The 19,893-nt window shown below is 59.3% G+C and carries 18 protein-coding genes; 12 read left to right on the forward strand and 6 right to left on the reverse strand.

Going from position 1 to position 19,893, the window contains the following annotated elements; all coding sequences use genetic code 11:
• Positions 1 to 5 precede the first annotated feature (5 nt).
• Genes AC2D8P_RS07055 through AC2D8P_RS07065 form a run of 3 tightly spaced genes read left to right on the forward strand, consistent with a single transcriptional unit; the run spans position 6 to position 3,303 of the window.
• Positions 6 to 1,361, forward strand: coding sequence for an NAD(P)/FAD-dependent oxidoreductase (locus AC2D8P_RS07055; protein WP_484701567.1), 1,356 nt, complete (start codon positions 6 to 8; stop codon positions 1,359 to 1,361).
• Positions 1,362 to 1,390: 29 nt separating this feature from the next.
• Entirely contained in the window at positions 1,391 to 1,837 is a 447-nt protein-coding gene (locus AC2D8P_RS07060) for a DUF2946 family protein (RefSeq protein WP_484701568.1), read from the forward strand.
• Between the two features lie 59 nt (positions 1,838 to 1,896).
• Positions 1,897 to 3,303, forward strand: coding sequence for a PepSY-associated TM helix domain-containing protein (locus AC2D8P_RS07065; RefSeq protein WP_484701569.1), 1,407 nt, complete (start codon positions 1,897 to 1,899; stop codon positions 3,301 to 3,303).
• 108 nt (positions 3,304 to 3,411) lie between these two features.
• Here the strand turns inward: AC2D8P_RS07065 and AC2D8P_RS07070 are convergent, their stop codons facing one another.
• Both AC2D8P_RS07070 and AC2D8P_RS07075 read right to left on the reverse strand, forming a co-directional pair.
• Positions 3,412 to 3,885 (reverse strand): hypothetical protein, encoded by a 474-nt coding sequence (locus AC2D8P_RS07070; protein ID WP_484701570.1) that lies wholly within the window; start codon positions 3,883 to 3,885, stop codon positions 3,412 to 3,414.
• 70 nt (positions 3,886 to 3,955) lie between these two features.
• Complete coding sequence (locus AC2D8P_RS07075) at positions 3,956 to 4,537, reverse strand: FMN-dependent NADH-azoreductase (RefSeq protein WP_484701571.1); 582 nt, start codon at positions 4,535 to 4,537, stop codon at positions 3,956 to 3,958.
• A gap of 105 nt (positions 4,538 to 4,642) precedes the next feature.
• Between AC2D8P_RS07075 and AC2D8P_RS07080 the strand changes: the two genes are divergently transcribed.
• The 5 genes from AC2D8P_RS07080 to AC2D8P_RS07100 all read left to right on the forward strand — a co-directional run bounded on the left by AC2D8P_RS07080 (position 4,643) and on the right by AC2D8P_RS07100 (position 9,638).
• Positions 4,643 to 5,533, forward strand: a complete 891-nt coding sequence (locus AC2D8P_RS07080) for a LysR family transcriptional regulator (protein ID WP_484701572.1) — start codon at positions 4,643 to 4,645, stop codon at positions 5,531 to 5,533.
• The gene (locus tag AC2D8P_RS07085; protein ID WP_484701573.1) at positions 5,530 to 6,453 is read left to right on the forward strand and encodes a DMT family transporter; all 924 of its coding nucleotides are present in this window, start codon (positions 5,530 to 5,532) and stop codon (positions 6,451 to 6,453) included. The genes AC2D8P_RS07080 and AC2D8P_RS07085 overlap by 4 nt, the downstream gene beginning before the upstream one ends.
• Positions 6,454 to 6,523: 70 nt before the next feature.
• Complete coding sequence (locus tag AC2D8P_RS07090) at positions 6,524 to 6,937, forward strand: universal stress protein (RefSeq protein ID WP_484701574.1); 414 nt, start codon at positions 6,524 to 6,526, stop codon at positions 6,935 to 6,937.
• A gap of 133 nt (positions 6,938 to 7,070) precedes the next feature.
• Positions 7,071 to 8,546, forward strand: a complete 1,476-nt coding sequence (nhaC, locus tag AC2D8P_RS07095; protein WP_484701575.1) for a Na+/H+ antiporter NhaC — start codon at positions 7,071 to 7,073, stop codon at positions 8,544 to 8,546.
• A gap of 78 nt (positions 8,547 to 8,624) precedes the next feature.
• On the forward strand, positions 8,625 to 9,638 hold the full coding sequence (locus AC2D8P_RS07100) for a GlxA family transcriptional regulator (RefSeq protein ID WP_484701686.1): 1,014 nt from the start codon (positions 8,625 to 8,627) through the stop codon (positions 9,636 to 9,638).
• On the opposite strand, the gene murJ is transcribed toward AC2D8P_RS07100, so the two are convergent.
• From murJ to AC2D8P_RS07115, 3 genes are read right to left on the reverse strand one after another with little or no spacing between them, the layout of a single operon-like run.
• Positions 9,635 to 11,167, reverse strand: a complete 1,533-nt coding sequence (gene murJ / locus AC2D8P_RS07105; protein ID WP_484701576.1) for a murein biosynthesis integral membrane protein MurJ — start codon at positions 11,165 to 11,167, stop codon at positions 9,635 to 9,637. The genes AC2D8P_RS07100 and murJ overlap by 4 nt on opposite strands.
• The gene (locus AC2D8P_RS07110) at positions 11,164 to 13,938 is read right to left on the reverse strand and encodes a [protein-PII] uridylyltransferase (RefSeq protein WP_484701687.1); all 2,775 of its coding nucleotides are present in this window, start codon (positions 13,936 to 13,938) and stop codon (positions 11,164 to 11,166) included. Before AC2D8P_RS07110 ends, murJ begins: the two co-directional genes overlap by 4 nt.
• Before the next feature lies 1 nt (position 13,939).
• Positions 13,940 to 15,109, reverse strand: a complete 1,170-nt coding sequence (locus AC2D8P_RS07115; protein ID WP_484701577.1) for a penicillin-binding protein activator — start codon at positions 15,107 to 15,109, stop codon at positions 13,940 to 13,942.
• Positions 15,110 to 15,199: 90 nt separating this feature from the next.
• Between AC2D8P_RS07115 and rsmI the strand changes: the two genes are divergently transcribed.
• From rsmI to AC2D8P_RS07135, 4 genes are all read left to right on the forward strand, one after another.
• Positions 15,200 to 16,060 (forward strand): 16S rRNA (cytidine(1402)-2'-O)-methyltransferase, encoded by an 861-nt coding sequence (rsmI, locus tag AC2D8P_RS07120; RefSeq protein WP_484701578.1) that lies wholly within the window; start codon positions 15,200 to 15,202, stop codon positions 16,058 to 16,060.
• Positions 16,057 to 16,410, forward strand: a complete 354-nt coding sequence (locus AC2D8P_RS07125) for a YraN family protein (RefSeq protein WP_484701579.1) — start codon at positions 16,057 to 16,059, stop codon at positions 16,408 to 16,410. The genes rsmI and AC2D8P_RS07125 overlap by 4 nt, the downstream gene beginning before the upstream one ends.
• A gap of 73 nt (positions 16,411 to 16,483) precedes the next feature.
• Positions 16,484 to 17,422, forward strand: a complete 939-nt coding sequence (gene gshB / locus AC2D8P_RS07130) for a glutathione synthase (protein WP_484701580.1) — start codon at positions 16,484 to 16,486, stop codon at positions 17,420 to 17,422.
• On the forward strand, positions 17,422 to 18,366 hold the full coding sequence (locus AC2D8P_RS07135; protein WP_484701581.1) for an alpha/beta hydrolase: 945 nt from the start codon (positions 17,422 to 17,424) through the stop codon (positions 18,364 to 18,366). The genes gshB and AC2D8P_RS07135 overlap by 1 nt, the downstream gene beginning before the upstream one ends.
• Here the strand turns inward: AC2D8P_RS07135 and AC2D8P_RS07140 are convergent.
• On the reverse strand, positions 18,335 to 19,846 hold the full coding sequence (locus AC2D8P_RS07140) for a YifB family Mg chelatase-like AAA ATPase (RefSeq protein WP_484701582.1): 1,512 nt from the start codon (positions 19,844 to 19,846) through the stop codon (positions 18,335 to 18,337). The genes AC2D8P_RS07135 and AC2D8P_RS07140 overlap by 32 nt on opposite strands.
• Positions 19,847 to 19,893: the final 47 nt, after the last annotated feature.

Here is a 19,893-nt window from a genome sequence, read left to right on the forward strand (position 1 = left end):
CCAAGATGAGCGATCAGAACAGTTTTCGCGCCAAACGCCTGCCGGTTCATCGCGGGCCGGCGGCCTGGAATGCGATATTGGGCCCGCAGCCCGCAGCGCGGGTGTTGGAGGCGGATATCACCGCCGATTTTGCTATTATCGGCGGTGGGTTTGCGGGCCTATCCGCTGCGCGACGGTTGGCCCAGTTGAACCCCGGTGCCAGTATCGTGGTTTTGGAGGCCGGGCGTCTGGCCGAGGGCGCCGCCGGGCGGAATTCCGGTTTTATGATTGATCTGCCGCATGATCTGTCATCAAGCGATTATGCGGGGCAGGACGGGGCAGACGGCGATCGCAAGATCATCGCGCTGAACCGCATGGCGATTGGCTTTGCCCGCGATGCAGCAGAGGAATACGGGATCAACCCGGCCTATGTAGACCCGGTGGGCAAGGTCAATGGTGCGGCCAGTGCGGCGGGGGACGCCCATAACAAAAGCTATGCCGAACATCTGGCCAGTCTGGGCGAACCGTCAGAGGCGCTGGATGCGCAAGCGATGCGGGAATTGACTGGCAGCCCGTATTACGTGTCGGGCCTGTACACGCCGGGTACATGTGTGTTGCAGCCTGCGGGCTATATCCGGTCTTTGGCTGGGGGGCTGGCCCCGGTGGCGGATATCTTTGAAAACTCGCCAGTTCAGAGGTTTGAGCAAGTCGGTAGCAGGTACCGGATCATGACACCCAAGGGGCTGGTCAGTGCGGGCAAGATCATTCTGGCCAATAACGGCCATCTGGAAAGTTTTGGATTTGCCCGCCGCCGTCTGATGCATATCTTCCTGTTTGCCACAATGACGCCTGATCTGGATGCCGATGCCCTGCGTGTGCTGGGTGGGACCAGCCGCTGGGGCGTGACGCCGTCAGACCCGATGGGCACCACGATGCGCCGGATCGATACGGCGCAGGGCGGCAACCGGATCATCACCCGGACCTGTGCGGTGTTCCGGCCGGGGATGAAATCCTATGCCCGTGATCTAAGGCGCGCCCGCGAAGTGATGCGCGAAAAGTTTGATGCGCGTTTTCCGCAATTGGCGGGGCTGGGGATGGAATATGCTTGGGCTGGTCATCTGTGCCTGAGTCGCAATTCCGTATCGATCATGGGGGAGGTCGCGCCGAATGTCTTTGCCGCTTGTTGCCAGAACGGTCTGGGCACGGCGCGAGGCACCATGACCGGAATGGGTGTGGCAGAGTTGGCCAGCGGGCAGGAGAGCGACATCACCCGTCATTTCGCCCGCGAATCCGCGCCTGAAAAGCTGCCGCCAGAGCCGTTTTCATCGATCGGTGCGAATGTCTATTTGCGCTGGAAAGAGCATCGCGCCGGGGCGGAATAACCCCGTCTCAGACTGGGACAATTTGTACATTGCAGGGCGATCGGGCCTGTGACATTCAGCGCCATATGGGGCGTCAAAGATCAGTTTTAAAAGCGACACGGGTGTTCAGGGCCGCTGTTACGGTGATCCTGATACTGCCCTTGGTGCTGTGGTCGCTGCTGCCTGCGGGATACATGCCGGGTCAGGACGAATCTGGCGCATTTACCATCGTGATCTGTACGGGCCACGGGGTTCAGGAAATCACTGTCACGCCCGATATGGACCCGGCAGAGGGCGGCCCATCGCATCACGGGGTTGATGCCGGGCCCTGCCCCTTTGGTCTGCTAAGTCTGACCGCCCTTGTCGATCTGCCAGAGCACGGTCAGATGATCCGTCTGCCCCGGCGCGTGGCGCATCCGTTCGTCGTTCTGGCCAATTACCAGCCTGCGCGCCGCCATCAGGTGGCCGAAGCGCGCGCGCCGCCCTCTCTTATCTGACAACTTTCAACCAAAATTAGCCGCCTTGGGGCGGTGTGTCAGATATGGAGATTTTCCAAATGGTTAGTGTAACCGAACAGCAGGGCGCATCTGCGCCCGCGGCAGGGGATCTGTCGCAAAAATTCTATATTGCCGCCTGGCGGTGGCATTTCTATGCGGGGCTTTATGTGATCCCGTTCATGATCATGCTGGCCGTGACCGGGTTGATGATGATGTTCATCACTCAGTTCGATGGCCGCGACGGCGAAAAGATCGCCGTCACCATCGCCGGTGAGGCCCTGCCGGTGTCTGCCCAGGCCGAAGCCGCACAAGCCGTTGTGCCCGGAACGGTGGTCGAATGGATCGGGCCGAAGGCCGCTGATCTGGCGACGGTGTTTCGCATTGCCACCGACCGGGGGCAGCGCATGGTGGCGGTTGATCCCTATAGCGGCACCATTATCGACAGCTGGTCACGGCGGTCGGGTTGGTATGATCTGGCCGACAATATCCATTCTACCCTGCTGATCGGGGTGACCGGGGACCGGATGATTGAAATCGCCGCGGGTCTTGCCCTGATCATGGTGGTGACCGGGCTATATATCTGGTGGCCACGGGGCAATCTGCGCCGTGCGTTTCTGCCGGATTTGCGGGCGCGCGGGCGATCTTTGTGGAAGAGCCTTCATGCGGTGATCGGGTTTTGGATGTCGGCGCTTTTGATCGTTTTTCTGATTTCCGGTCTGGCCTGGGCCGGGGTCTGGGGCGGTAAGTTCGTTCAGGCCTGGTCAAGCTTTCCGGCCGAAAAATGGGACAATGTTCCATTGTCTGACAGTGTTCATGCCACCATGAATCACGGGGCCACCAATGATGTGCCCTGGACGTTGGAGCAGACCCTGATGCCGGCCTCTGGATCCCAGGCCGGGATTGCCGGAGTGCCAGAGGGGCAAGCGGTCGGTATAGACAGCCTTGTCTGGTTGGGGCGGGCGCTGGGGCTGGAGGGTCGCTTTCGGGTGGCCTATCCGCGTGGTGACGATGGTGTCTGGACCATCAATCAGGACAGTATGAGCAGCGATTCCACCACGCCCACCGCTGATCGCACCGTGCATGTGGATCAATATACCGGCAAGATCCTCGCCAATGTGGGGTATGAGGATTACTCGCTGATGGGTAAAAGCATGGCCGTTGGCATCCCGTTTCACATGGGTTTGATGGGGCTGTGGAACCTGATCCTGAACACGGTGTTCTGCCTGTCGGTGATTTTCCTTTCGGTATCTGGTGTGTTGATGTGGCTGAAGCGACGCCCGGCACAGGCTGGCCGATTGGTGGCGCCCCAAGTGCCTGCCGACCTGCCGTTCTGGAAAGGCGCCGCGCTGTTGGCGTTACTGTTGTCGTTGGCTTTCCCCCTGACGGGGTTGACGATTTTGGCGGTTCTGACGCTGGATGTCTTGATCCTGTCGAACCTGCCGCGCCTGAAACGGGCGCTGTCGTGATCTGAACAGTTGCAGGCCCGGGTGACCGGGCCTGCGATGGCCGGGGGGAAGGGGCCTTGCCCCTCTTGGCCGATGGCCAATTCACCCCAAGGTATTGAAGCGAACGGTTTAGCGGCTGTTTTTGAGCCAGAGATTGATCACAGCTTCTGCGTTGTGAGGGCCGTTGCCACCGGAATAGACAGGCGTGACAGGGTGAACGCCCTGATCAGGGCCGTTTGTGACCTCGATCGCCAGGCGGTGCATTTTGCTGCTGTCGCTGTAATGGGCCTGAAGCCGCGCGCGGGACACATCAGAAAGGTCAAAAACCCGTTCGGTATAGCCGCGCAGGTTACGGGTGCGCAGCGCGACGGTGCCGTTGATGCGATCCAACACCAGTTGTGTGCGGCGGACAAAGCCATAAAAGGCCAGTGCCCCGATGCCGCCCCCGACGCCGATTAGCATGACACCCTGCCATTCCCCGTTCAGAATGATCAGGGTGCCGGGACCGACGAAGGCGAGGATAAACCCTGCCATTAAAAGACCCATGATCCAGGGGATATCATCAAGGATCAGCAGGTCGGGCGTATCATGTGAGATCTTCATAGGTCCAGAATGACCAGACCCGAACGTGGGGGGCAAGACCCCCCAACAATTTCGTGAACGATTGGGTGCTTTAGGCGGCCAGAGCCTCGACCGCGTCATTGGCGGCTTTCAGCGTTGCCTCTGCATTGACAGACACGGCGTCGGCGGCCACCAGTTCGACATCGGTGATGCCGTTAAAGCCCAGGATGTGGCGTAGATAGGTGGAGGCGAAATCGATATCCGATCCGGCCTTTGTGCCACCCGATGCCATGGCGATAATGGCGCGTTTGCCCGACAGCAGGCCAACCGGGCCGGTTTTACCGTATTGAAAGGTGATGCCAACCCGGGTCACCAGGTCGATCCAGGCCTTCAGCGCGGCGGGAACCGTAAAGTTATACACCGGCAGGCCGATCACGATGGTGTCTGCGGCTTGCAGTTCGGCGACCAGATCATCGGAAAGTTTCAACAGAGCCTTTTGATCGTCGCTGCGTTGATCAGCGGGGGTGAAGTTGGCGCCGATCCAGGCCTCGTCAATCTGCGGCAGGGCGGTTGTCAGGTCGCGGGTTGTGACGTCGGTATCGCCGAAGCGGGCAATGATTTTATCGGTCAGATCGCGGCTGACGGAGCCGGATTTGCGGGCGGAGGCGTCAAGGCGGAGGATGTTGCGGGTCATTGTTCTATCCTATCAATTGGGTCTGCTTCACATTTAGCCATTGCACAATTGAACACAATTGCTACTTTCCAACAGTTAGTGTTGAAATTTGCACATGAGGTAGAGATGCAGAACTGGGATGAAATTCGCACGGCCTATCACGTGGCACGAATGGGCACGGTCAGCGGTGCGGCAGAGGTTCTGGGCGTGCATCATGCGACAGTGATCCGCCATATTGATGCGCTGGAGGAGCGGCTGGGCGCAAAGCTGTTTCAACGTCATGCGCGGGGATACACGCCCACCGAGGCCGGCAGCGATCTGCTGCTGGTGGCCCAGGCAACGTCAGACCAGTTCAGCCAGTTGGAGGGGCGCATCCGCGGGCAGGGGGAAACGGTTGCGGGCGATTTGATCGTGACCTCGCTTGAGGCGATGACGCCCATGATCGCGCCGGTTCTGATCGCGTTTCAGGCCAAGCATCCCGACATCCGCATCCAATACCTGACCGGCGAACGGTTGTTCCGACTGGAATATGGGGAGGCGCATGTAGCCATTCGGGCCGGGCAGGCCCCGGATCAACCGGATAATGTGGTGCAGCCGTTGTTGTCCCAGTGTATCGCGCTTTATGCCAGTGAGGACTATGTCGCGAAAAACGGGCTTCCCGCATCGGAGGATGATCTGGCCGGGCATAAGTTTGTGGCAGGTGATGCCCGGATCAAACGGGCACCATTTTATCGCTGGCTGGATGAGCATGTGAGTGAAAAGGATGTGATCTACCGGGCCAGCGATTTCCGCGCCATAGAAATGGCGGTGGCTGGTGGTGTCGGCATGGGGTTCATGACCGAACTTTCCGCCGCACAACACGACAATCTGGTTCAGGCCCTGCCACCGCGCGAAGAGTGGCGGACCAAGCTGTGGTTGGTGACCCATGTAGATTTGCACCGCACCCTGAAAGTGCAAACCTTTTTGAAATTCCTGAAAGACGAGGCAAAGGGCTGGTTGAAAGGGTGCAAACCATGAGCCCGTCCCTGCGGGGGCATCTGGCGATGTTGGTGTTTTCCGCGCTTGTGGCCGGGTCTTTCAGCCTGGGGTCGTTGATTGCCAATCAGATTGATCCAGCGGCGTTGACGGTTATGCGCATGGCGCTGGCGGCCGTGCTGATGGGGGTGGTGTCTGTCGCGGTCGGGGCTGCGACACAGACGGCTTGGCAGGCGCCGTGGCGTTATGGGGTGCTGGGCGGATTGTTTGCCATCTATTTCGTGCTGATGTTCGAAGGGCTGAAAACCGCGCCGCCCATTTCAACCTCTGCCGTTTTCACCATGACCCCGGTCATGTCGGGCCTGTTTGGCTGGATTTTGCTGCGGCAGATCATGACCGGACGCATGGCGCTGGCCCTGTCTATCGGGGCCATTGGCGCCCTTTGGGTGATTTTTCGCGCTGATATTGATGCCCTGTTGCGGCTGGATATCGGCCGGGGGGAACTGATCTTTTTCATCGGGTGCGCGTCACATGCGATTTACACCCCGATGGTGCGACGGCTTAATCGTGGGGAGCCTGCGGTTGTCTTTACCTTTGGGACGCTGGTGGGGGGAACGGTTCTTTTGTCCATCTATGCCTGGCCCGCTCTGATCGCGACAGACTGGTTGTCCCTGTCGCCGCTTGTTTGGGCCACCATCGCCTATCTGACGGTGTTTGCGACGGCGGTGTCTTTTTGGCTGGTTCAGATTGCGACCCTGCGTCTGCCTGCCGCCAAGGTCATGGCCTATACCTATCTGGTGCCGGTCTGGGTGATTGGTTGGCAGGTGGCGCTGGGCGATGGGTTGCCCGCCCTGCGCGTTCTGGCGGGTGTGGTTCCGATTGTTCTGGCCTTGCTGTTGCTTCTGAAAGAGGTGCGTTCCGATGATGTGCCTTCGGTGAAAAAGGTCAGCACTTCCTCCTGATCTGGAACAAGGCGTGCCTTTTCAAGCTTTTATATATTGGGCGCGCACGGCATCAGAAAAGGAGAAGGCGATGTATAAAACGATCATGTTACCTGCTGACCTGTTGCACGAGGATACAATCAGCAAGGCGGTGTCTACGGCCTGTGATCTGGCCAAACATTACGGTTCCGATCTGCATTTGGTCAGTGTCAGCGGCGGTATTCCCACGGCGCTGGCCCATGGAACAACAGACTACGGCAATAAGCTGGAAAGCTATGCAGAGGCTTTGGGGACTGAGAAGGGTATCAAGGTAGAGGCCCATAATATCAGTTCGGTCGACCCGGCTGCAGAGTTGGATGGCCTGCTTTTGAAAGCTGTAGAACAGACCGGTGCCGATCTGGTTGTGGTGGGATCGCACCAGCCCGGATTGTCGGAATATGTGTTCGGGTCCCATGCCGGCCATCTGGCGGCACATTCAAAAGTGTCGGTTTTCGTTGTGAGATAGTCGGCCACAGGCAAAAATGTCGCAAACCCCAGCCTACCCGGCGTAAATCGACTCCGCCCGAAGGGGACGCGGCCAGCTATCACGTCGTGCATGAGTGAGCGCACAGTGCGCCACGATGCACGAGGAGAAGACAATGGCCGTTTCACAGGACGGAATACGCCAACCAAGCTTTGGTTTGGCGCTTGTCCCGATCGTTTTGACATTGCTGGTTCTGGGTATCCAGTTGTTTTACTTTGGGGATTTCACACCGCATATTCCGCTGGCGATCGGGATCGCGATAACCGCGTTGGTGGGTCTGAAGCTGGGTCACAAGTGGCCAAATATCGAAGAGGGCGTTTTTCACGTCATCAACATTTCGTTGCCATCGGTATCGATCCTGATCACGGTCGGGATGATTATTGGGGTCTGGATTGCGTCAGGGACAGTGCCGACGCTGATCTATTACGGGCTGAAGATCCTGTCGCCGGAAATGTTCCTGGCTGCCGGGATGCTTTTGTGTTCGATCGTATCGGTTTCGCTTGGCACGTCCTGGGGGACGACTGGTACGGTTGGCTTGGCCCTGATGGGTATTGGTGCCGGATTTGGCATCCCAATGTATTGGACTGCGGGTGCCGTCGTTTCGGGCGCGTTTTTTGGTGACAAGATTTCCCCCCTGTCGGACACAACCAATCTGGCCCCGGCGGTGACAGGGACCAATCTGTTTGACCACATCCGCAATATGCTGCCGACGACAGTGCCATCGATGCTGATCGCATTGACCATCTATTTCGTGGTTGGGTTTACCCTGATTGATACCTCGCAAGTGTCGTTTGAGCGGATCGAGGTGATCACAGACGCGCTGGAAGGGGCGTTCTGGATTTCGCCGCTGATGCTGTTGCCGGCACTGCTGGTCATCATTTTGGCGGTCATGAAAAAGCCACCAATCCCGTCGCTGTTTGCGGGTGCTGTTGTCGGTGGCCTGATGGCGATCTTTTGCCAGGGCGCGACGCTGCATGAGACCTTTACCTTTGCCAATAGCGGCTATTCCGTCGACACGGGTGTGGCAGAGATTGACCCGCTGCTGAACCGTGGGGGCATCCAGTCGATGATGTGGACGATTTCACTGGTTCTGTTGGCGCTGGGCTTTGGCGGCGCGTTGGAACGTGTGGGCTGTCTGCAGGCGATCATTGCGGTGATCATTGCCCGTGTGAAAACCTTTGCTGGTATTCAGACCTCTGCGATCCTGACATCGATAGCGACCAACACGGTTGCAGGGGATCCCTATCTGTCCATTGCCTTGCCGGGCCGTATGTATGCGCCGGTTTACCGTGGCATGGGCTATTCAACGCTGAACCTGTCGCGCGCGATCGAGGAAGGCGGAACGCTGGTATCCCCGCTGATCCCGTGGAATGCCGGTGGAGCGTTTGTGATCACGGCGCTGGGCCTGGGCATTGCCGATGGTAATTTCGAGAACCTGCTGTATATCCCGCTGGCCTTTGCCTGTTGGTTGTCACCGGTGATCGGAATTTTCTACGCTATGACCGGGTTGTTTTCACCCAAGGCGAGTGACGAAGAGATCCGTTCCTGGTCACAAACGCAGGAAGAAACTTTGGATCTTGCCAAAGCTTGATCCACGCATCTATTGGCTGGGCGTGTTAAGCGCCCAGCCATATAACACCATTGGCAAATTTTCATGGTAGACAGTGATATGGAATCAGGACGGTTCATTCCCAGAGGCGCAGCAAGCTTTCGGGTCGATTATGACGGCCCGCCGCGGGAATTTTATTTCCTGTTGCAGCCGCAACTGACCTTGCTGGCATTCAGCGCCGCATTGGAGCCGCTGCGGATTGCCAATCAGGTCACCAAACGAGAGCTGTATCGTTGGTTCACCATGACCGAGGATGGGCGCCCGATTGTCTGTTCCAACAACGTTCAGATCGTCCCTGACACAGCGATGACCGACCTGCCGCGTCAGGCGACGGGGTTTGTCTGTTCCGGCAATGATCCGGCGGTTGTGCAGACACCGCGAGTGACCCAGTGGGTCAGCCGTCAACGGACTTTTGGGACCAAAATGGGGGGGATTTGCACAGGTGCCTTTGCGCTGGCCGCGGCCGGGCTTTTGAAAAGCCGGCGGTTCACGTTGCATTGGGAAAACCAGCCCGCCTTTGCCGAGCTTTACCCCGATCTGCACCCGTCGCCCAATCTGTTTGAGCTGGACGATTCGATTCTGACCTGTGGTGGGGGCAATGCCTCTACCGATATGATGTTGCGCCTGATCGAAGAGGATCATGGCAAGCAACTGGCGATCATCGTGGCTGATATGTGCATTCATGGCCGTAGCGGCCCGGACAAGGCGCCACAGAAATCGGCCTATGCGGTGGCGCTGGGCAGTCGCAATCCGCATCTGATCGGGGCGCTGCAATTCATGAGCGAGAACTTGGAAGAGCCGCTGGATATTGCCGAACTTGCAAGCAAACTGGACATTTCGCGGCGGCAACTGGAGCGACTGTTCAAACGTTATGTCGGCCTGTCGCCCAATCAGGTTTATTTCGATCTGCGGCTGGCGCGGGCGCATGCGCTTTTAAACCAGACCAACATGACAGTGACGGAGATTGCCGTGGCAACCGGGTTCAGCAGCCGGTCGCAATTGGGGCTGCGGTTTCGGCAGAAATACGGAATGTCACCGCATGCCTTTCGCAAGGGTTGGGGGGAAGACAGCTAGTTTCGACGCAGGCTGGATTTCAGGTCGGACAGGCGGAAGGCGCCCAGCATTCGGCCGAAAATGGCATAGCTGATCATGCCGGACAGGATCAGCAATGCCAGCGCCAGATAGCGCCAGCCCGGCAGGCCCAGCATTGGGCCGATCAAGAGCATCATGGCGACCAATACCGCCCCCATCAGGCTCGACGCCGCGATGATGCGCCAGATCTTGCGCCGCAGTCTGGCATCTGCGCGGGCAGCCTGGCCCATAGGCCGCGCCCCCAACCACAACAGGACATACATCGCCCAGCCTGCCAGCGTAGTGGCCACAGCGGCGGCAACATAGCCGATCACCGGGGCCAGCCCGATGGCGATGGCCGCGTTGATCAGCATTGCAATCACCGCATAACGGAACGGTGTTTTGGTGTCTTCGCGCGCGAAATAGAGGGGTTGTATGACCTTTTGCAGCACAAAGGCAGGCAGACCCAACCCGTAGATTGCCACGGCCAGCGCGGTCTTGTCGGTGTCATCGGCGGTAAAGGCACCGCGTTCAAACAGCACTTCGACCAAAGGCTGCGGGACAAGGCACAGGGCAACAGCCGAGGGCAGGGTCAGGATCAGGGCCATTTCTGCGGCACGGCTCATAGCATGTTGGCCGCCATCAGTATCTTCGGCCTGCAGGCGGCGCGACAGTTCTGGCAACAGCACGATGCCGATGGCAATGCCCACCACGCCCAAAGGCAACTGATACAGCCGATCGGCATTGTAGAGCCAGGACACAGCACCATCGAATTGGCTGGCAACCTGTCGCCCGACAATCAGGTTGATCTGCACCACGCCCCCGGCAAGGGCCGCAGGCGCGGCGATGATCGCGAGGCGTTTGAGTTCCGGTGTCCAGCGCGGCCAGTGGGGGCGGATGTCAAAGCCCGCGCGCTTGGCCGCCACCCAGACCAGCGCCATTTGGGCGACCCCGGCCACGGGGACTGTCCAGATCAGGGCGCGGCCCACGTCCCAGCCACTGATCCCGGCCCATGTGATCGCACCGATAAAGAGCACGTTCAGCAGAACGGGCGCGGCCGCAGCAGCGGCAAAGTGGCGAGCGGCGTTCAGAACCCCCGATAGAAGGGCGGCGATGGAGATGAAGATAATATAGGGGAAGGCCACGCGCCCGAAATCCACGGCGAGGTCAAATTTTTCGGTCCCCGCAAAACCGGCCACTTGGGCATAGATCAGTGCCGGCATAAAGATCTGCGCGATCAGGGTCAGCACGATCAGGATCGCGGCCAGTACCGACAGGGCATCGCGGGCGAAACCCTGTGGATCATCATCTGCTTCGAGCTTTTTGGAAAACATCGGCACAAAGGCCATGTTGAACGCGCCTTCTGCAAAGAAGCGGCGAAAGAGATTGGGCAGGGTGAAGGCCGCGACAAAGGCCTGATGGGTGGGCCCGGTGCCCAGCCACGCGGCAATCAGCACGTCGCGCACAAAGCCCAGAATACGGCTGAGAAGCGTCCACATGCCAACGGTGAAGAACCCGGATGCGAGCCTCATGATGCGGCCCTTTCCGCACCTTCGCGGATTGCATCACGCAGGCGTTTTTCCAGTGTTTTCTGTTTGGATTCAGAGTAAAATTTCAAACCAAACATGTCTTTGACATAAAAACTGTCAACCGCCTGTTCGCCGTAGGTCGCGATTACAGCAGAGGCGATATAGACATTGGATGCCGCCAGCGTGCGCGTCAGATCATACAAAAGACCGGGGCGATCACGGGTGTCGACCTCGATAATCGTGTGGATATCGGATCCGTCATTGTTGAACGTGATCGAGGTTGGAACGCGGAAGGCACGTTCGCGTTTTTTGATCTTGTCGCGGGATTTCAGGGCGTCGCGGGCGACGACTTCGCCTTTCAATGTTCGGTCGATCATCTGTTTGAGCCGCGGCAGGCGTTCAGCATCGTAGGGATGACCATCTGCATCCTGCACCCAGAAGACCGGGGTGGCGTAACCATCCTTGGACGTATAGGTGCGTGCATCCACAACATTGGCCCCGACCAGTGCCAATGCGCCAGCAAGGCGCGAAAAGATACCGGGATGATCGGCCAGTGCGAAACAGGCGCGGGTGGCATCACGATCCAGATCGGGTTTCAGATCCATGCGGATTTCATCCGCGTCCAGACCTTGCAAAAGCCGGGCAAAAACCGCGTGTTCATCGGTGCGCAAGCCTTGCCAGTAGGCGCCGTAATGGCGGGCGAGCTCTGCCTTGATATCTTTGGTAGACCAGTCGCGCAGGCGGTCGCGCAGGGCCTGTTTGGCCTGCTCTGAACGCATTGTGGTGTTGAGCGCCTCTATCCCATCCTCAAGCGCTGCTGCGGTGGACCGATAGAGGTTGCGGATCAACATGGCCTTCCAGTTGTTCCAGGTATCAGGGCCGACACCGCGAATGTCACAGACCGTCAGTACCGTTAGTAGGTTCAGCTTGTCCTTGGTGCCCACCAATTTGGCAAATTCGCGTACGGTGCGGGGATCAGATACATCACGCTTTTGCGCCATGTCAGACATCAACAGGTGATAGCGCACCAGCCATTCGACGGTTTTGGCCTCAGCCTCGCTCAACCCCAGACGCGGGGCGACCTTGCGCGAGATTCTGGCGCCAAGGATCGAGTGATCCTCGTCCCGGCCCTTGCCAATGTCATGGACCAGAAGGGCGGTATAGATCACCCGTCGATTGACACCTTCCTTAAGGATGCCAGAAGCGATGGGCAGGTCCTCGACCAGTTCTTCTTTCTCGATCTTGGCCAATTGTGCGATGCATTGGATCGTGTGTTCATCAACCGTATAGGCGTGATACATGTTGAACTGCATCATGGCGACGATCGGTTCAAATTCGGGGATGAAGGCGGCCAGTACCCCCAGCTCGTTCATCCGCCTGAGCGCGCGTTCGGGATTGCCGTGCTTTAGCAGCAGATCAAGGAAAATGCGCCGCGCCTCTGAATCCTTGCGCATGCCTTGGTCGATCAGCCTGAGATTGGCCTTGACCAGGCGCATGGCATCCGGGTGGATCAGATAGCCGGTGCGCAAGCCTTCCTCAAACAAGCGCAAAAGGTTCACCTTGTCGGACAGAAACGTGGCCTTATCTTTGATGGATAGGCGGTTGTGGACCAGTTTATAGCCCGGTTTCAGGCGTTTTTTCCGGCGAAACAGGCCCAGAATATCAGGGGCTTGTTTGACATGGATGGCTTCCAACTGAGTCAGGAAAATGCGGGTCAGATCACCGGTGGTGGTGGCATGACGGAAATAGTCCTGCATGAAATATTCCACGCCGCGGCGACCGTCATGATCGGTATATCCCATGCGCCCTGCGACCTCGACCTGCAGATCAAAGGTCAGTTGATCCATGGCGCGCCCGGTGATCAGATGCAGATGGCAGCGCACCGCCCAGAGGAAAAACTCGGCGTTGTAGAAGGCCTTGAATTCTTCGGGCCGAAAGACATTCAGGGGCACCAGTTCGGAAATATTGCGCACATGATGCACATATTTTGCGATCCAAAAGAGTGACTGCAGATCACGCAGGCCACCCTTGCCCTCTTTGACATTGGGTTCGACCACGTAGCGCTGGCCGCCTTGTTTGTCATGGCGGGTTTCACGTTCGGCCAGTTTGGCCTCGATAAATTCGGCGGCGGTGCCGTCAAAAACCCGCGACCAGAGCCTGTCATCCAATTGAACCGCCAGATCGGCGTCTCCGATCAGGTAGCGATGTTCCAGCAGGGCCGTGCGGATGGTGTAATCTTCGCGGGCCAGGTTGGTGCAGTCAGAAATCGTACGGCTGGCATGACCGACTTTCAGGCGCAGATCCCACAGGATATAAAGCATGCTTTCAATCACGCTCTCGGCCCAGGGGGTGATTTTATAAGGCGTCAGAAACAGCAGATCGACATCGGAATGCGGGGCCATTTCGGCGCGGCCGTAACCGCCGACTGCCAGAGCAGCGATGCGTTCGCCCTCAGTCGGGTTGGCCAGCGGATGCAGCAGTTCCGTCGCCGCCCAAAAGGCGCAATTCACCAGACAATCGGTCAGATAGGTATAGGCGCGCGTGGCGCCACGGGCGTTCAGCGGATCATTTTCAAAGGCGTCCCGGATCGCCTGAAGGCCGGATTTGCGTGACGCGTTGAGCAGGGCAACGATTTCGCTGCGTTGGGTGCGCGGGGCCTCGCCTGCCTGATGATGTCGCAACACAGCCTCGCCAAAAGCGGCGATATCAAATATTTCTTCTGCCGGGCAGAGCAGATCAGACGGCAACAGAAGCGGCGGAGGGACCGCCCCTATGTCAGAAACCGACACCGGGGAAACTTCTGGGTGCTGGGCTGATCACGACAACCTGACTGTCGATAATTGTGGCCACGGCCAATCCACGTTCGTTGGTGCCATTGCTGAGCAGTCGGAAGACGCCATTGACCCCGGCAAAGCCAGAGCTTTGTGTTAGGGCCGGGACGGTCAGCGCGTCCGATTGGCCGGATGCCGCCAGGGCCCCAATCGCGGCGATCCCGTCATAGGCCAGACCAGCCAGCGTATGTGGCGGTGTGCCATAGGCGGCCATATAGCGATCCCTAAACAACTGGTTGAGCGACGGGTCTGGTACAGCGAACCAGCCGTTTTGAACCCCGGGCAACGCCAGGGCCGACACCGGCACATCCCAGCGGCGCAGGCCGATATATTGGGTTTCCAACGGGTCGACGCCGTTTTCCTTTAGCAATTGGGTCAGGATCGGAATGGCCCCGTTGGTGCCAGAGGTGAAAAAGACCGAATCTGCGCCTGTGGTGTCCACCTGTTCGGCAATTGTTGGAATGGCATTAATCAGATCGGTTTGATTGAGTTGGAATGAGGCGATCCCGACAACCTGTCCCCCGGCGCGTCCGACGGCATTCAGGATCGCATCGCGCCCGATGGTTTCGGCGACATCCTCACCATGGACGATCAGCACATTGCCACGCCCCTGTGACGTTGAGAATTGCGCCAGTCGATTGGCTGTATTTCGGAAAGTGTTGCCCAGAACAAAGACATTGCCACCGGCAATTTCCGTGTTGTTGGAAAAGGACAGTACATTCACCCCGCGCCCAGCCACGGCCAGCCCGGCGGCATTGGCGGATTCGGCGAAAACCGGGCCAAGCAGGATGCGGGCGCCATCGCTGACCGCCCGGCGTGCGACATCGGCAGCCTGTTCAGGTTGACCGTTGGTCGGGTAGACGCGCAGGTCAATCGTGACCCCATCAAGATCGGCAATGGCCAATCGGGCGGCGTTTTCCAGACTTTGGGCCAGGACCAAATGGCCGGGATTTTCTGATCCCATCGGCACCAAAAGCGCCACTGGCACAGGTTTTTGCGGGTTCAGGGACGGTCCGCCGGTGGATATCGGTTGACAGGCGGCCAGAATAACAAGCCCCAGACCAACCACAATCTGCGTCAGCGACTTGCGGGTAAACGTCAAAACAGCAAACATAGGATACCTAATCTTTGAACCTCGGGTGAAGCCCGGGCAGAGTAGGCGCTTGAAGCCAAAGTGTAAACGATCAGAAATAAGGAGTGCGTCGTGAACGCCCAGAAAGTGACATTGTCTGCGGGGCTGTATTTCGTGGCGACGCCAATTGGCGCGGCGCGTGACATCACATTGAGGGCGCTGGATGTGCTGGCCTCTGCCGATATCATCGCGGCGGAGGACACCCGAACCGCACGCAAGCTGATGGATATTCACGGGGTGCCGCTGGGGGAGCGCAAGCTCATCGCCTATCACGATCACAGTGCGGGTTCCGTGGCAGAACGTCTGGTACAGGAAATCGTGGCGGGCCGGTCCGTGGCCTATGCGTCAGAGGCCGGAACGCCGCTTGTGTCAGATCCCGGTTACGCGTTGTCACGGGCGGCGATTGCGGCGGGGGTGCCGGTGACCTCTGCCCCCGGACCATCGGCGATGATTGCCGCCCTGACCATTGCCGGTCTGCCCACGGATCGGTTTTTATTTGCGGGCTTTCCCCCGTCCGGCAAATCGGCACGGCTGGCGTTTTTGAATGATCTGTCTGGGCAGGCGGCGACCGTGGTGCTGTATGACTCGCCCAAGCGGGTTCAGAGATTGTTAACCGAGATGGTGCAAGCTTTCGGGGGCGACCGACGCGCGGCGGTGTGCCGGGAGCTGACCAAGAAGTTCGAAGAAGTGTCGCGCGGGACGCTCGCGGAACTGGAGGCGGAGTTTGCCAATCGGTCCGTCAAAGGCGAGATCGTGGTTCTGGTGGAAAAGGCCGAGGCAAGACAGGCAGATGCAGGCGATATGGAGGCTGCGTTGAAACAGGCCATGGCAGAGATGAGTGTCAAAGACGCCGCCGCACAGGTGGCCGCCGATCTGGGCCTGCCGCGTCGTCAGGTCTATCAGGCGGCATTGGCCCTGGGCAAAGACGGGTGAGCGGGCAGACCTCTTATCACGCAGGGTTGGCGGCAGAGGCGGCGGTGGAACGTGTCTATTTGCAAGCCGGCCTGCAGGTCCGATCACGCCGCTGGCGGGGACAGGGCGGCGAGATTGACCTGATCCTGCAGGACGGGGATGGTTTGGTGTTTGTCGAGGTTAAAAAAAGCCGCTCTCGCGATCTGGCGGCCGCGCGCCTGCAGCCCCGCCAGATGGCGCGGATATATGCCAGTGCCTCTGAATTTCTGGCGACAGAGCCTCGGGGCCAGTTAACCCAGGCGCGGTTTGATGTGGCGCTGGTGGATGGGGCCGGGGTGGTGGAGATTATCGAAAATGCCTTTGGTCATTGATGCGGGGCATTGAACAGAGGCAGGGGATCGTCCATGTAGGGCAGTGAGTTTAGCACAACAAAGGACAGGCCCCGTGAAAATCGCCTTTCAGATGGACCCGATCACCGGGGTCGATATCAACGCCGACAGCAGCTTTCGTCTGGCCGAAGAGGCGCAAGCGCGCGGTCACCAACTGTGGTATTACCCGGCAGAGGCGCTGAGCTATTCGGGTGGCCGGATTGTGGCGCGGGCACAGACGATGGAAGTGCGCCGCGAGATCGGCAATCACGTCACATTGGGCGAGGTTCAGGAAATAGACCTGTCGGAAATGGATGTTGTCTGGCTGCGCCAGGATCCGCCCTTTGACATGTTCTACATCACCACCACGCATCTGTTGGATCGCATCCACCCCGATACGCTGGTGGTCAATGATCCGTTCTGGGTGCGCAATTACCCGGAAAAATTGTTGGTTCTGGATTTTCCGGACCTGACGCCGCCAACCACCATTGCCCGTGATCTGACCACGATCCGCGCGTTTAAAGAGGAACACGGGGATATCATCCTGAAACCGCTTTACGGCAATGGCGGTGCGGGGGTGTTTCGCCTGACCCATGGCGATAGCAACCTGTCATCGCTTTATGAGCTCTTCACCGGCTTTAGCCGCGAGCCGCTGATCGTACAGAAATTCCTGCCGGATGTGTCCAAGGGCGACAAGCGGGTGATTTTGGTGGATGGCGAACCAGTGGGCGCGATCAACCGGGTGCCTGCCAAGGGAGAGACGCGATCCAACATGCATGTGGGCGGACGACCCGAAAAGGTTGAGCTGAGCGATCGGGACCGCGAGATTTGTGACCGTATCGGCCCGCTGTTGCGGGAAAAGGGGCAAGTTTTCGTGGGCATCGATGTGATTGGTAATTACCTGACAGAGATCAACGTGACCTCCCCCACCGGCATTCAGGAGCTTGAACGCTTTGACGGCATCAATGTTGCCGAAAAGATCTGGCAGGCGATCGAGGCGAAACGGGGCGGCTGATGGTGCGGCCGTCCTCTCGCCTGTCGGTCGTCAATGCGGCCCTGCGCTTTGGGTTAAAACCGCTTTTGTCTATGTTGAAACGTCCTGATCTGACGGCGGCGGAGGCGTCCAAGTATCTGTCTTATCTTGGGCGGGTGCCAAAGGGGGTGAGCGAGACGGAGTTCACCTTGCCGGGGCCGGGTGGGGACATTGCCGTTCGGGTTTTTGCACCGCCAAATGCCAGCCGATCCAAGGCGATCGTTTTCTTTCATGGCGGTGGGTATATCGCCTGTGACACGCGACTTTATCGTGGAATTTTGGGGGAACTGGCCTTGCGATCCGGGCATCGGGTGATTGCCCCCGATTACCGGTTGGCGCCCGCGCATCCCTTCCCGGCAGCGTTTGAAGATGCGGTTGCGGTTTGGGATGGGTTGCGTGGTGATCTGGGATATGCGGCGCGCAGTCTGGTTGTGGCCGGGGACAGTGCGGGGGGTGGGTTGGCCCTGGCCTTGTTGGCCGATTTGCGCGCGCGGGGGGAACAACCTGCGGGTGCGGTGCTGATGTCGCCCTGGACCGATCTGACCTTGAGCGGGGCATCGTTTTGCGAAAATGCCGATCGCGATGTGATTTTTCCACCCAGCAAGGCGCCCGCGCTGGTTGCGTCCATTGCGGGGGACACGGACCCAAGCGATCCGCGCCTGTCGCCGCTTTTCGCCGAATGGGAAAACCCGCCACCTGTCTGGTTGAGTGTGAGTGAGACCGAGCTGTTGCGCGATGACGCGCTGCGTATGGCAGACCGGCTGCGGGCGGTGGGGGGTGAGGTCACGCTGGATGTCGCCCCTGATGCGCCGCATGTACTGCCGCTGTTTTACGGGGTGCTGCCAGAGGCCGATGCACTGCTGACGCGGGCAGCAGAATTTGCCGCAGCTGTGCTTACCCCGCTGAGCCCGGAAGGCGATAGCTGAGCGCCTCTGCCACATGGGGGGCGGCGACCTGCGCCACCCCATCCAGATCGGCAATGGTGCGGGCCACGCGCAGGATGCGGTGATAGCCGCGAGCCGACAGTTTGAACCGGTCGGCGGCCCGGATCAGCAGGTCACGGCCTTCTGTGTCGGGGGTGGCGATATCCTCTAACATCTTACCTTCAGCATCGGCATTGACGCGCAGGTTGGGGGAGGCGGTGAACCTTGCCGACTGAATGTCGCGCGCTTGGGTCACCCGCGCGGCGATGGTTTCTGAACTGTCGCCACTGTCGGGCAGGTCGAGATCGGTGAAGGCCACTGGTGGAACCTCGATCCGCAAATCAAAGCGATCCATCAGCGGGCCAGAGATGCGGCCCAGATAATCGTCACCGCAGAGCGGCGCGCGGGAACAGGCGCGATCCGGGTCGGTCAACTGCCCGCATTTGCAGGGATTGGCGGCGGCGACCAGCATGAACCGGCAGGGATAGCGGATATGGGCGTTGGCGCGGGCGACGACGACCTCGCCTGTCTCAATCGGCTGGCGCAGGGTTTCCAGAACGGCACGGCTGTATTCGGGAAATTCGTCCATGAACAACACGCCGTTATGGGCGAGTGAGATTTCCCCGGGTTTCGCCCCGCGCCCACCACCGACAATCGCGGCCATCGATGCAGTGTGATGGGGTTCGCGAAATGGGCGTGTGCGGGAAATGCCGCCCTCATCCAACAGGCCAGACAGCGAATGCACCATCGAGGTTTCCAGCGCCTCGGCCGGGGATAGGGGCGGCAGGATGCCCGGCAGGCGGGCGGCGAGCATGGATTTACCGGCCCCCGGCGGCCCGGTGAAAAGCACATGATGCCGACCAGCGGCAGCGATTTCCAAGGCTCGTTTGGCGCGTTCCTGCCCCTTGATATCGCGAAAATCGCGATCACCGGGGTCGGTGCGCACCTCGCCGGGCGTGGCCGGGGCAAGCGGTGATTGGCCGGTGAAATGCTGAATCGTTTCCAGCAAGGATGTGGCTGCAAGGACGCGGGTGCTGTCGACCCAGGCGGCCTCTGCCCCGCAGGGTTTCGGGCAGATCAGATCGCGGTTGGTTTCGCCAGCCCACATGGCGGCGGGTAGGGCACCGGCCACCTGTACCAGACTGCCATCCAGGGACAGCTCCCCCAGGGATACGGTCTGGGCGATATCCTCTTTGGGAATGATGTCGATCGCGGCCAGCAGGGCCAGAGCGATGGGCAGGTCAAAATGTGACCCGATCTTGGGCAAATCGGCGGGCGACAGGTTGATCGTGATCCGTTTTGAGGGCAGCGCAATGGACATGGCCGAAAGTGCCGCGCGCACCCGTTCACGGGCCTCGCTGACTGCCTTGTCCGGCAGGCCGACGATCGAGAAGCCCGGCAAACCCGGTGCGGTGGCGCATTGCACCTCTACCTCGCGGGGGTCAATGCCGTCAAAGGCAACGGTATAGGCACGGGCGACCATTCCGCCTCCTTCCAGATTACTGGTTCAGTGATGACGGGAAGATGGTT

It is taken from the genome of Roseovarius sp. YIN77 (genome assembly GCF_057219155.1).

What these genes read in the sequence shown, in the direction of transcription:
- AC2D8P_RS07055 (WP_484701567.1), top strand. Translation starts at nt 6, where the DNA reads ATGAGCGATCAGAACAGTTTTCGCGCCAAACGCCTGCCGGTTCATCGC.
- AC2D8P_RS07065 (WP_484701569.1), top strand. Translation starts at nt 1,897, where the DNA reads ATGGTTAGTGTAACCGAACAGCAGGGCGCATCTGCGCCCGCGGCAGGG.
- AC2D8P_RS07070 (WP_484701570.1), bottom strand. Translation starts at nt 3,885, where the DNA reads ATGAAGATCTCACATGATACGCCCGACCTGCTGATCCTTGATGATATC.
- AC2D8P_RS07075 (WP_484701571.1), bottom strand. Translation starts at nt 4,537, where the DNA reads ATGACCCGCAACATCCTCCGCCTTGACGCCTCCGCCCGCAAATCCGGC.
- AC2D8P_RS07080 (WP_484701572.1), top strand. Translation starts at nt 4,643, where the DNA reads ATGCAGAACTGGGATGAAATTCGCACGGCCTATCACGTGGCACGAATG.
- AC2D8P_RS07085 (WP_484701573.1), top strand. Translation starts at nt 5,530, where the DNA reads ATGAGCCCGTCCCTGCGGGGGCATCTGGCGATGTTGGTGTTTTCCGCG.
- AC2D8P_RS07090 (WP_484701574.1), top strand. Translation starts at nt 6,524, where the DNA reads ATGTATAAAACGATCATGTTACCTGCTGACCTGTTGCACGAGGATACA.
- nhaC (WP_484701575.1), top strand. Translation starts at nt 7,071, where the DNA reads ATGGCCGTTTCACAGGACGGAATACGCCAACCAAGCTTTGGTTTGGCG.
- AC2D8P_RS07100 (WP_484701686.1), top strand. Translation starts at nt 8,625, where the DNA reads ATGGAATCAGGACGGTTCATTCCCAGAGGCGCAGCAAGCTTTCGGGTC.
- murJ (WP_484701576.1), bottom strand. Translation starts at nt 11,167, where the DNA reads ATGAGGCTCGCATCCGGGTTCTTCACCGTTGGCATGTGGACGCTTCTC.
- AC2D8P_RS07115 (WP_484701577.1), bottom strand. Translation starts at nt 15,109, where the DNA reads ATGTTTGCTGTTTTGACGTTTACCCGCAAGTCGCTGACGCAGATTGTG.
- AC2D8P_RS07135 (WP_484701581.1), top strand. Translation starts at nt 17,422, where the DNA reads ATGGTGCGGCCGTCCTCTCGCCTGTCGGTCGTCAATGCGGCCCTGCGC.
- AC2D8P_RS07140 (WP_484701582.1), bottom strand. Translation starts at nt 19,846, where the DNA reads ATGGTCGCCCGTGCCTATACCGTTGCCTTTGACGGCATTGACCCCCGC.